Here is an 11239-nt window from a genome sequence, read left to right as displayed (position 1 = left end):
GATGGTCTTGTGGCCGACCGTCGCGCCGGCGACGCCGCCGACAACCGCGCCGACCGGCCCTGCGACCAAGGCCCCCGCGACGGCGCCGCCGACCGCGCCGCCGGCCGTGCCGGCGTTCTTGGGCAGAGGTTTGTCCTGGGCCAGCGCCCCGCCCGCGACGGCGGCGGCGAGCAGGCCGGTGAGAAGAAGTGTCTTCACGGTGGTTCTCTCCTGTCTGGTCCCCACCGACGGCCGACACCTTGAAACGCCGCTATCCCCGCCGCAAGGGGGGCCGCGCTCCCCGCCGCTTCGCCCCGCGGGCGGTGCGTGGCCTCCGGGCGGGATCCGAGCCGAGTCTCCGGACCTGGCGAGCCGCGTGCGTCCGCCCGATCGCGTCGGAGCCTGTCCCCACGTCGGCCGCAGGTCGATCCGGCAGGCGAACGGAGCCCGATGAAGGAGGGTGCGGCGCCGCTGGCCATCCCCGGCTTAAATTTCATGCGGGCCAGTCGGCCTCGGGGCAAGCCGGACACCCGGGCGCTTCCGCCGCCGGGTCCGCGGCCCTACAGTCGCGTCCGTGCCTGACCTTCAATTCCTATGCGCGTGATGACTGAGGCAGCCGTCTCATACCGGTATTTTCTCCCCGCGCCCGAGCTGCGCGCAATGATCACGACCTACTACGCGATCGAGATCGGCGGCGACGGGCTGACCGAGGAGCTCCTCTTTCCGGAGTGGGCCAATATCCGGCTTCTCCTCGACGGGGGATGGAGCCAAACCTTCGGCGACGGCCGCACCCTGAGCTTTTCGCCGCCCACGGCGCTGATGAGCGGCGTGATCAGCCGCACGGCGAGGATCCGGGGCGGGCCCGGGCGAGCCGTGGGCGTCGGCTTCCTGCCGGCTGGCTGGGGGGTCTTTACGTCCTTGCGCGCGCGCGACTACGTCGATGACATCGTCCCGCTGTCGACCTTTGTCGGCGCCGCTGCGGATGAGCTGCTGCACAATGTGCTGGCCGCACCCGATGATGCGGCGCTGGTCGCGGCGCTCGACGCATGGTTTCTGGCGCACGTGGCAGGCGCCGGCCTGCCCGACACCGCCCTGGTGACCGCGCACGAGGCGCTGCTGGACCCCGATGTGCGTTCAGTGGCCGAATGGGCCCGCCGCCTGGGACGCTCGCCTCGCCAGGCGGAACGACTGGCGCTGACCTACTTCGGCATGAGCCCCAAAGCCCTGCTTCGCCGTCAGCGTTTTCTTCGAAGTTTCGCTGCGATCCGAGAGCAACCGCCCGGGCTGTGGGGCCGGATGATCGATCCGGGCTATGTTGACCAATCCCAGTTCATCCGCGATTTCCGCTACTTCATGGGGATGCCGCCACGCGCCTATTTCGCGCGCGACGTCTCGTTCATGCGCGCAGCCGGCAAGGCGCGCGCCGCACTCCTCGGCGATCCGCTGCACGGCCTGCACGCCGCCGTCTCCGCCTCGGACTCCTCCAGCGTGTAGCGCTTGCACCTCTCTTCGGACCTCGGTGCTGCGCCGGAATGACCGGGACGGGTGGCCCTGTCACCCAATTCCCCTCTCCCTCACCCCGCGCAAAGCGAGAGAGAGGATCAAGGAGAGGGCGGCTCGGCGTCCCCAACACCTAAGTCTCTTCACCCCGATCCGACCACCACGCCGAAGCTCACATCACCCCCTGCAATGCAGGAGCCATCCACACAGGACCTTCCGAACGCCGGGCACGAGTCAGAAACGCCCCCAACCACCAAAAGGCGAAGGCCCGCGGCGCTGGCCGCGGGCCTTCATGGTGGAGCTAAGCGGAGTCGAACCGCTGACCTCTTGAATGCCATTCAAGCGCTCTACCAGCTGAGCTATAGCCCCGGGTCTCGGGTCTCCCTGAAAACCCGGGGGTCTTCAGGAAGGCGCGGAACCTATTCAAAGCGTCCGGTGCGATCAACCCATCTGGTGAGGGTTTTTCGTCACACCGAACAATCACCTGTCCTACCGGTCGTCTTCGCCCTCGCCCGGCAGGCCCTCGATCTCGGTCTCGTCGAACTCGTCGTCCTCGTCCTCTTCCAGGAACGGGACATCGGCGTCGTCCTCGACCTCTTCCTCGTCGGTGAACTCGCCCAGGTCCTCGGAGACGGCGGGCGCCGGCTCGGCGTCCTCGTCGTCGTCGGCGGCCAGCACGGGGTCGTCGATGACCTCGTCCAGCTCCGGCGTGACGACCTCTTCTTCCTCTTCTTCGTCCTCGGCCTCGGCGTCGTCCTTCACCTGGTCTTCGCGTTCCTCCGCCTCTTCCGGCTCCGGCGTCACGGCGCGGGCGCGGACGCGGCGGTTGCGGACCGCTTCGTCAGGGTCGAATTCGGTGTCGCACTTGGGACAATGCGCCGGGCGCTTGCCCAGGTCGTAGAACTTCGCTTGGCAGTTGGGGCAGACCTGCTTGGAGCCCAGTTCGGGATTGGCCAAAGGCGATGATCCTTAAACGTGTATTTGGGGGCGGTTCGGAAGGCGGGCTCCCTTGCCACGCACGAGAGCGGCTGTCAAAAGCAATCCCCCTCTTCGAAACCGCAAGCCCTCGGAGGCTCGTTTCCATCAGATGACGGTGACCCAGTTGGTCGCCAAGCGCGCCGGCGGTCTGACCGGGACCGTGCGCGCGCCGGGGGACAAATCCATTTCGCACCGCGCGCTCATCCTGGGCGCCCTGGCGCAGGGCTTGACCGAGGTCGAGGGCCTGCTGGAAGGCGAGGACGTCAAGCGAACCGCCCAAGCCATGGCGGCCTTCGGCGCGGGCGTCGAAAGGCTCGGCGAGGGCCACTGGCGGATCGAGGGCAAGGGCGGCTTTGCCGAGCCCGCCGATGTGGTCGATTGCGGCAACGCCGGCACCGGGGTTCGGCTGATCATGGGCGCCGCGGCCGGCTTCGACATGGCCGCCACCTTCACCGGCGATGCTTCCCTGCGCGGCCGGCCGATGAACCGGGTGCTGAAACCGCTGGGCGAAATGGGCGCGAGCTGGATCTGCCGGGCCGGCGGGCGTCTGCCGCTGACGCTCAAGGGCGGCGGGCTGAAGCACATTTCCTACGTCCTGCCCGAGCCCTCTGCCCAGGTGAAGTCCGCGGTGCTGCTGGCCGGCCTCCACGCCGAGGGCGGGGCCGAGGTGATCGAACCCGAGGCCACCCGCGACCACACCGAGCGCATGCTGCGCGCCTTCGGCGCCCAGGTGGACGTCCATGAGGAGGCGGCCGGACGCCGCCGCATCGTCCTGGCCAGCGGCCAGGGCCTGACCGGGACCAAGGTGCGCGTGCCGGGCGACCCCTCCTCAGCGGCCTTCCCGCTGGTGGCGGCGCTGATCACGCCGGGATCGGTGGTGACCGTACAGGGGATGCTCTTGAATCCGCTACGCATAGGCCTCCTCGACACCCTGGGCGAGATGGGCGCCGACCTCTCCGTCGCCAATGTCCGCGAGGAGGGCGGCGAGACCGTCGCCGACGTCACCGCGCGTTACTCCCAGCTTGTAGGCGTTGAGGTCCCTCCGGAGCGCGCGCCCTCGATGATCGACGAATATCCGATCCTCGCCGTGGCCGCCGCCTTCGCCGACGGCCCGACCGCCATGCGCGGCATCGGCGAGATGCGGGTGAAGGAAAGCGACCGCATCGCGCTGATGGCCGCCGGTCTCGCCGCCTGCGGCGTCGCCGTCGAGGAAGGTCCCGACAGCCTGACCGTCGTCGGCGCCCAGCGCGGCAATCACGGCGTCAAGGGCGGCGCAGAGGTCACGACGCACGGCGACCACCGCATCGCGATGAGTCACCTGATCCTCGGCTTGTCCGCCGACCAGCCCGTCGCCGTCGACGAACCCGGCATGATCGCCACCAGCTTCCCCGAGTTCCTCGGCCTGATGCGCGGCCTCGGCGCGGAGATCGAGGAATGAACGAAGACGCCCCGCTCAAGAGTTTCGTCATCGCCGTCGACGGGCCGGCGGCGTCGGGCAAGGGGACCATCGCGACGGGGCTGGGCAAGGCCTTCAGCCTGCCGGTCCTGGACACCGGCCTGCTCTATCGCTGTGTGGGGGTGCTGGTGAAGAAAGCTGGCGAGAGCCTGGACGACGAGGGCTCGGCGGCCGCCGCCGCCGCCCTGCTCACCGCCGACCAGCTGGACGACCCGGCTCTTCGCACCCGCGCGGCCGGCGAACTCGCGAGCCGGGTGGCCGTGCATCCGCGGGTGCGCGACGCCCTGCTCGACTTCCAGCGCACCTTCGCGCGCCAGGAGGGCGGGGCGGTGCTGGACGGACGCGACATCGGCACGGTGATCGCCCCGGACGCGTCGGCCAAGCTCTTCGTGACCGCGTCTCCCGAGGTTCGCGCCGAGCGGCGCTGGAAGCAGCTGAAGGCGCAGGGTGAGCGGGTTTCGCTGAAGGACGTGCTGGCCGACATCCGCCGCCGGGACGCCCGCGACGGCGGCCGCGACGCCGCCCCGATGAAGCCCGCGGCCGACGCGGCCTTGCTGGATACCTCTGAAATGACTATAGACCACGCCGCCGATGCGGCCCGCCGCATCGTCGAGGCGGCGCGTGCGAAGTGGCTCTCCTCCCAGTAGGGGCAGCCAACGAGCAAATCCAACACGCCATTCCCTCGGACGGCTGCGGGCAGAATTTCACCAGCGCTGTGGGGCCATCCCCTTGCGCCTTCGGTTCAACCCTTAACCCGACGTGGGGCGACCGTCCGACGGCTTGATTGGCCGCGCGGGACCTCCGTCATTCGATACGAAAGACCACTATGGCTGACGATATGAGCATGAACCCGACGCGCGACGACTTCTCCGCGCTGTTGGACGAGTCCATGGGCGGACGCGACTTCATGGAAGGTCAGGTTGTCCACGGCAAGGTCGTGGCGATCGAGAAGGACATCGCGATCATCGACGTCGGTCTGAAGACCGAAGGCCGCGTCTCGCTGAAGGAGTTCGGCGAGGAAGAGGGCAAGCCCCCGATCAAGGTCGGCGACACCGTCGAGGTGTTCCTGGAACGCGTCGAAAACGCCATGGGCGAAGCCGTCCTGTCGCGCGACAAGGCCCGCCGCGAGGAAGCCTGGACCCGCCTGGAAGCCGTCTACGAGCGCAACGAGCCGGTCATGGGCGCCATCGTTGGCCGCGTGAAAGGCGGCTTCACCGTCGACCTCGGCGGCGCCTCGGCCTTCCTGCCGGGCTCCCAGGTCGACATCCGCCCCGTCCGCGACGTCGGCCCGCTCATGGGCCGCGAGCAACCGTTCGCGATCCTCAAGATGGACCGCCCGCGCGGCAACATCGTCGTCTCCCGCCGTGCGATTCTCGAGGAAGCCCGCGCCGAACAGCGCACCGAGCTGGTCTCCCAGCTGCAGGAAGGCGAAGTCCGCGAAGGCGTGGTCAAGAACATCACCGACTACGGCGCGTTCGTGGACCTGGGCGGCATCGACGGCCTGCTGCACGTCACCGACATGAGCTGGAAGCGCGTCAACCACCCGAGCCAAGTGCTGGCGGTGGGCGACACCGTTAAGGTGCAGATCGTCAAGATCAATCCCGACACCCAGCGTATCTCGCTCGGCATGAAGCAGTTGCAGTCCGATCCGTGGGACGGCGTGGAAGCCAAGTACCCGGTGGGCGCCAAGTTCACCGGCCGCATCACCAACATCACCGACTACGGCGCCTTCGTGGAGCTGGAGCCGGGCGTCGAAGGTCTGGTGCACGTCTCCGAAATGTCCTGGACCAAGAAAAACGTCCATCCCGGGAAGATCGTCTCGACCAGCCAAGAAGTCGAAGTCGTCGTCCTGGATGTCGATCCGTCCAAGCGCCGCGTGTCACTGGGCCTCAAGCAGGCCATGGCCAATCCGTGGGACGCCTTCCTGGCGGCTCATCCCGTCGGCTCGACCGTCGAGGGCGAAGTCAAGAACGCCACCGAATTCGGCCTGTTCATCGGCCTCGACAACGACATCGACGGCATGGTGCACCTTTCCGACCTCGACTGGGCGGTGCCCGGCGAGGAGGCCATCGCCAAGTACAACAAGGGCGACATGGTCAAGGCCAAGGTGCTGGACGTCGACGTCGAGAAGGAACGCATCTCGCTTGGCATCAAGCAATTGGCCGGCGACCCGATGCAGGGCGACACCTACCGCAAGGGCCAGACCGTCACCGTTCAGGTCACCGAGATCACCTCGGGCGGCATCGAGGTGAAGTTCGGCGAGGATGAAGCCCCGATGACCGCCTTCATCCGCAAGTCGGACCTCTCCCGCGACCGTGCGGACCAGCGGCCGGAACGCTTCGCCGTCGGCGACCGCCTGGACGCCCAGATCGCCAACGTCGACAAGGCCGCGCGCCGCGTGTCCCTGTCGGTGAAGGCCCTGGAAATGGCCGAGGAAAAGGAAGCCATCGAGAAGTTCGGGGCGTCCGATAGCGGCGCCTCACTTGGCGACATCCTGGGCGCGGCTCTGCGCGAGAAGGCCCAGAAGGACTAAAATCCGACGCCTTGAAGGCTTAGGACAGGGCGGCGGACCGGGTGACCGGTCCGCCGTTTTTCTTTTTGTACAGCCGCCGTATCGTAGGGGTTAGGCGCGCCGCCCCGGCGCGGCAGGAGCCATGTCGTTGTCCTCGCGTCTCGTCCTCGCCTCGGTTCTGGCTTCGATCCCTATCGCCTTCGCCCTGCCAGCCGCCGCGGCCGACCAGCCACTCTATGCGCCGCCGGCCCCCTGGGTGGACGTTGCCCCGATCCCGCCGCCGCCGCCCGAAGAGGGCGCGCCGGCCATTCAGATCCTCATCGACGACCACCAGAGCCGCCTCGACCCGGCAGGCGACGCCTACTACGCCCACCGGGCCTTCAAGGTCCTCAAACCCGAGGGCTTGGCGGGCGTGAAGTCGATCAGCGTCATCTGGAGCCCGGACACCGAGACCATCACCTGGCACACCCTGGCGATCATCCGCGGCGGCCAGACCATCGACCTGCTGGCCGACCGCAAGGACATGCTGGTGCTCCGGCGCGAAACCAACCTGGAGCAGGCGAGCCTGGACGGGCGGATCACCGCCTCACGCCAGATCGATGGCCTGCAGACCGGCGACATCCTCGACATCGCCTACACGCGCCTGCGGGCGGACCCGGTCCTGAAGGGCCACTCCTTCGACGCCGAGGGCATGGCCTTCGCCGGAGTGGCGGGTCGCTACCGCACGATCATCTCCTGGCCCAAGGGCGATCCGGTGACCTGGAAGGCGATGGTGGGTTTCGGTGACCCGGTGCTCGCCGACAAGGATGGCCGAACGACCCTCAGCCTCGACAAGACGCTGATCCAGCCGCCAAAGCCGCCGATCGGCGCGCCGCTACGCTTCCGCCGGGTTGGCCAGATCGAAGCCACCAGCTTCCAGAGCTGGAACGAGGTCTCCAAGTTGATGGCGCCGCTCTACGCCAAGGCTTCAACCATCCCCAAGACCTCGCCGATCAAGGCCGAAGCCGACGCCATCGCGGCCAAGACCGCCGATCCCAGGGCGCGCGCCTTCGCCGCTCTGCAGCTGGTCGAGGACAAGACCCGCTATTTCTTCATCGGCATGGGCGAGGGAAGCTACGTGCCGGCCGACGCCGACGACACCTGGGCGCGCCGATTTGGCGACTGCAAGGCCAAGACCGCACTCCTGCTGGCGCTGTTGAAGAACCTGGGCGTCGAGGCTGAGCCGGTGCTCGTGAACCTGGGATCGGGTGACGGCCTGGACGAGATGCCGCCGTCGCTGTCGGCCTTCAACCACGTCATCGTGCGGGTCAAGATCAAGGGCGAGTCCTACTGGCTGGACGGCACCCGAACCGGCGACACCAATCCGCAGGCGATGCACGCGCCGGCCCACAAGTGGGGCCTGCCGGTGCGCGCAGAGGGAGCGCCGCTGGAGAAGATCGTCGAGCCGCAGATCGACGTGCCGACGGTGCAGACGCTGACCCGCATCGACGCCACCAAGGGGCTCGACGCCAAGGCCGCGACGGACATACGGATCACCTACTCGGGCATCTACGCCACGTCGATTCGCGCCACCCTGGCGCGGACGCCGCGGGCCGACATGGAGCGCACCTTCCGCCAGCGGTATTCCTCACCCGGCAGCGGCATTGAGATCGAGCAGGTCAACTGGAGTGACGATCCGGCCAAGGACCTCTTCACCATCGATCTGCAGGGCGCCTACGACATGGACTGGCGCAAGAACCAGGACCTGGGCGTGCGTGAGTTCAAGGTCGGGCCCGGCGCCGCGCCGCCGGCCTTCCCGCGCCGCGATCCGGGCCCAAACGACACGGCCCCCTTCGCCCTGCCCTATCCGGCCTATACCCGCAGCCGCATCGAGATCGCCCTGCCGGACGGCGGCAAGGGCTATACGGTGCGCGGCGCAAGCGGGACCGAGCACGTCGCCGGCTACGAGATCGTCTCCAACGCCGCCATCGAGGGTGGGGTCGCGACCTTCTCCTCGGACCAGCGCACATTGATCCCGGAGATCAGCGCCGCCGACGCCGAGGCCGCCAACCTGCAGATCCGCCAGCTGCGCGACGTCGACAGCCTGGTGCGGGCCCCGGCCTGATCCGTGTCGGCCGGGCGTGCTGCGGGGGCCCTGCGCCCGGGAGTTGTGCGATTTGCCGGAAACAAGCTGCACCGTCGCGCCGTATCAACCCTTTTTACGCCTTGAATACAAAGGCGGACTCGCCCATGGTCACGCCGGTTCGAGGGGACCGCATGATCAAGTCTGAGCTGATCGCCAAACTCGCCGAAGAGAACCCGCACCTGACGCAGCGCGACATCGAGCGCGTCGTCAGCGTGGTTCTGGAGCGCATGATCCTGGCGCTGGAAACCGGCGGGAGGGTGGAATTGCGCGGTTTTGGCGCGCTCTCGGTCCGTTCGCGCGACGCGCGGGCCGGCCGCAATCCGCGCACCGGCGAGCCGGTGGACGTGCGGGCTAAGCACGTTCCGTTCTTCAAGAGCGGCAAGGAGCTGCGGGAGCGCCTCAACCTCTCCGACGATTAGGTCTCGGGCGAGTAGGGTCTGTCATGAGTGAGCCGGCCAAAGCCAAGCCGAGCATCTTTGGCGAGTTCCGCGAGTTCATCGCCCGGGGCAACGTCATTGACCTGGCGGTCGGCGTGATCATCGGCGCGGCCTTCAACGACATCGTCAAGGGCCTGGTCGACAACGTCGTCATGCCGCCGGTGGGCCTGCTGTTGAGCGGCGTCGATTTCTCCCAGATGAAGCTGGTGCTGAAAGCCGCCGATCCGGCGAAGAAGGCCGCCGAGGTGGCTGTCCAGTACGGCCTGTTCTTCAACACCCTGCTCCGGTTCCTGATCGTGGCCTGGGTGGTGTTCCTGCTGGTGAAGGGCGTCAACGCCATCCGCCGCAAGGACGCCGCCACGCCGCCGGCGGTCCCGCCGGCGCCGCCGCCGCAGGAAGTGCTGCTGACAGAGATCCGCGATCTACTGAAGGTGGGCCGCGTGGCCCCCGCGGACCGGCCCGCCGGCGAATAGCGGACTAGGCCTTTTCAACGTGGGGCGGTAAGGCTGCGACGCCCTCGCGGGGACGTTGCATGTCCGAAACCCAAAGGCGCGCCGAAGCCACGACCCTGCCGGACTGGGCGGCGGCGCTGTTCGGCCGGCCGCTGGTTCCCCTAGCGCAGGGGCCGATCCCCTCGGCGACGGTCTGGGCGATCGAGGGCGACCGTATCGCCGGGCGGATTTCCGAGCAGTTCAAGGCCGGCGCGGGCGAGTATCACGCCCGTTATGCCGCGAGCGCGCATTTCCAGAGCCTCTTCGAGCAGACCCTCAGCAAGCTCGGCCTCACCGTTCCCGAGGCCCCGCTGATCTTCGATATGGGCTCCGGATCGGGGGTCAATTCCATCGTCCCTTGCTTCAGCCTGTTCCCCGGCGCGCGCCAGGTCGCCAGCGACCTCTCGGGCGACCTCTTGGTCATGCTGGCGGACTATGCGGCGGCCATGGGGCTCTCCGATCGCGTCGTCTGCGTGGTCATGGACGCCATGGGGGCCAACGTCCTGCCCGAGCGGTTCGACCTGGTCACCGGCGCCTCGATCCTGCATCACCTGGTGCGGCCGGTGCACGGACTGCAGGCGGCGGCCCGCGCGCTCAAGCCGGGCGGCCAGGCGATCTTCTTCGAGCCTTTCGACGGCTATGGCCTGTTGCGGCTGGCCTACGAGCGCATCCTGGCCGAGGCCGCCCTGCGCGGCGAGGCGCTGGCGCCGGAGGCCGAGCGGGTGCTGCGCGCCATGACCGCCGACATCGCCGCGCGGACCAATCCGGACTGGCGGGCGCCAGGCTTCTCCAACATGGACGACAAGTGGCTGTTTTCCCGGGAGGCCTTCGAAGGCATGGCGCGCAACGCCGGCTTCGAAAGCGTTCGCTTCCTGCCGCACAACAACCACCCGACGCTTTACCGCGACGTGGCCGCGGTGCAGTTGCGGCTGGGCAGCGGCCTCGACGACCTGACCCTGCCGGCCTGGGCCAACGACATCCTCGACGGCTTCGACCGCGCCCTGCCGATGGCGGCGAAGAACCAGATGATGCTCGAGGGCTCCGTGGTGCTGACTAGGGCGGCGTGACGCTTCTCCCTTGCGGGGAGGGTCCCTAGCCCCCTAATCCGCAGCCATGGGCGTCCAAGCGAAGATCTGCGGGATCAGCACCCCCGAAGCGGTCACAGCCGCGCTGAGCGGCGGCGCGGCCTATCTGGGGTTCATGTTCTTCGAGAAGAGCCCGCGCAATGTCGCGCCCGACGCCGCCTGGCGGTTGGCCCAGCCGGTCAGAGGCAAGGCGAAGATCGTGGCCGTTCTGGTCGATCCCAGTGACGCCGAGGCCGATCGTATTTCGGAGATCCTGCAACCCGATCTGATCCAGCTTCACGGCAAGGAGACGCCGGCCCGCGCGCGCGCGATTGGCCAGCGGACCGGCGCCGGGGTTATCAAGGTCCTGCCGGTTTCGGAGGCCGCCGACCTCGACGGCGCCCGTGAGTTCGAAGCGGTGGTCGAGCACCTGATGTTCGAGACAAAACCGCCGAAGGATGCCGAGCGGCCGGGCGGCCATGGCAAGCCCTTCGACTGGACGCTGATGTCCGGTCGGCGCTTCCAGCGGCCCTGGTTCCTGGCCGGCGGCCTCGATCCCTGGAACATCGCCGATGCGGTGCAGCAGTCTGGCGCGCCCCTGCTGGACGTTTCCTCTGGCGTGGAGCGCGGTCCCGGACTAAAGGACCCCGCCTTGATCGCCGCGTTCCTCGACGCCGCCAAACGCGCCTGAAGCCTT

Annotated in this window: 11 protein-coding genes and 1 tRNA gene; 9 read left to right on the top strand and 3 right to left on the bottom strand. The window is 68.3% G+C overall.

From position 1 onward, the window contains the following. On the bottom strand, positions 1–198 hold a 198-nt coding region (locus tag E8A12_RS17610), incomplete at its 3' end, for a hypothetical protein (protein WP_293371211.1). Between the two features lie 375 nt (positions 199–573). Between E8A12_RS17610 and E8A12_RS17605 the strand changes: the two genes are divergently transcribed. Beyond that, complete coding sequence (locus E8A12_RS17605; RefSeq protein ID WP_293371209.1) at positions 574–1473, top strand: helix-turn-helix domain-containing protein; 900 nt, start codon at positions 574–576, stop codon at positions 1471–1473. 299 nt (positions 1474–1772) lie between these two features. On the opposite strand, the gene E8A12_RS17600 is transcribed toward E8A12_RS17605, so the two are convergent. Next, positions 1773–1848: transfer RNA gene (locus E8A12_RS17600), tRNA-Ala, on the bottom strand. Between the two features lie 120 nt (positions 1849–1968). Further along, positions 1969–2436, bottom strand: a complete 468-nt coding sequence (locus E8A12_RS17595; protein ID WP_293371207.1) for a TIGR02300 family protein — start codon at positions 2434–2436, stop codon at positions 1969–1971. Between the two features lie 130 nt (positions 2437–2566). Here E8A12_RS17595 and aroA point away from each other — a divergent pair, with 130 nt between their 5' ends. From aroA to E8A12_RS17555, 8 genes are all read left to right on the top strand, one after another. Next, entirely contained in the window at positions 2567–3895 is a 1329-nt protein-coding gene (gene aroA, locus E8A12_RS17590; protein WP_293371205.1) for a 3-phosphoshikimate 1-carboxyvinyltransferase, read from the top strand. Then, positions 3892–4560, top strand: coding sequence for a (d)CMP kinase (locus E8A12_RS17585; RefSeq protein WP_293371203.1), 669 nt, complete (start codon positions 3892–3894; stop codon positions 4558–4560). Before aroA ends, E8A12_RS17585 begins: the two co-directional genes overlap by 4 nt. 179 nt (positions 4561–4739) lie before the next feature. Then, positions 4740–6446 (top strand): 30S ribosomal protein S1, encoded by a 1707-nt coding sequence (rpsA, locus tag E8A12_RS17580; RefSeq protein ID WP_293371201.1) that lies wholly within the window; start codon positions 4740–4742, stop codon positions 6444–6446. Between the two features lie 127 nt (positions 6447–6573). Continuing rightward, a complete protein-coding gene (locus E8A12_RS17575) occupies positions 6574–8529 on the top strand; it encodes a DUF3857 domain-containing protein (protein WP_293371199.1) in 1956 nt (651 codons plus the stop codon). Between the two features lie 152 nt (positions 8530–8681). Next, positions 8682–8969: an integration host factor subunit beta gene (locus tag E8A12_RS17570; RefSeq protein WP_293371213.1), complete on the top strand. Its 288-nt coding sequence runs from the start codon at positions 8682–8684 to the stop codon at positions 8967–8969. A 23-nt stretch (positions 8970–8992) separates the two neighbouring features. Further along, positions 8993–9460: a large-conductance mechanosensitive channel protein MscL gene (mscL, locus tag E8A12_RS17565; RefSeq protein ID WP_293371197.1), complete on the top strand. Its 468-nt coding sequence runs from the start codon at positions 8993–8995 to the stop codon at positions 9458–9460. A gap of 59 nt (positions 9461–9519) precedes the next feature. Then, a complete protein-coding gene (locus E8A12_RS17560; protein WP_293371195.1) occupies positions 9520–10545 on the top strand; it encodes a class I SAM-dependent methyltransferase in 1026 nt (341 codons plus the stop codon). Positions 10546–10591: 46 nt separating this feature from the next. After that, the gene (locus E8A12_RS17555) at positions 10592–11233 is read left to right on the top strand and encodes a phosphoribosylanthranilate isomerase (RefSeq protein ID WP_293371194.1); all 642 of its coding nucleotides are present in this window, start codon (positions 10592–10594) and stop codon (positions 11231–11233) included. The last annotated feature ends 6 nt before the right edge of the window (positions 11234–11239 follow it).

The sequence above is a fragment of the Phenylobacterium sp. genome, assembly GCF_004799395.1.
Taxonomy (GTDB): domain Bacteria; phylum Pseudomonadota; class Alphaproteobacteria; order Caulobacterales; family Caulobacteraceae; genus Phenylobacterium.
This window is presented reverse-complemented; position numbering and strand designations above follow the sequence as displayed.

Coding starts and splice junctions, on each gene's coding strand:
- aroA (WP_293371205.1), top strand. CDS start 2,567: ATGACGGTGACCCAGTTGGTCGCCAAGCGCGCCGGCGGTCTGACCGGG.
- rpsA (WP_293371201.1), top strand. CDS start 4,740: ATGGCTGACGATATGAGCATGAACCCGACGCGCGACGACTTCTCCGCG.
- E8A12_RS17570 (WP_293371213.1), top strand. CDS start 8,682: ATGATCAAGTCTGAGCTGATCGCCAAACTCGCCGAAGAGAACCCGCAC.
- E8A12_RS17555 (WP_293371194.1), top strand. CDS start 10,592: ATGGGCGTCCAAGCGAAGATCTGCGGGATCAGCACCCCCGAAGCGGTC.
- E8A12_RS17605 (WP_293371209.1), top strand. CDS start 574: ATGCGCGTGATGACTGAGGCAGCCGTCTCATACCGGTATTTTCTCCCC.
- mscL (WP_293371197.1), top strand. CDS start 8,993: ATGAGTGAGCCGGCCAAAGCCAAGCCGAGCATCTTTGGCGAGTTCCGC.
- E8A12_RS17560 (WP_293371195.1), top strand. CDS start 9,520: ATGTCCGAAACCCAAAGGCGCGCCGAAGCCACGACCCTGCCGGACTGG.
- E8A12_RS17585 (WP_293371203.1), top strand. CDS start 3,892: ATGAACGAAGACGCCCCGCTCAAGAGTTTCGTCATCGCCGTCGACGGG.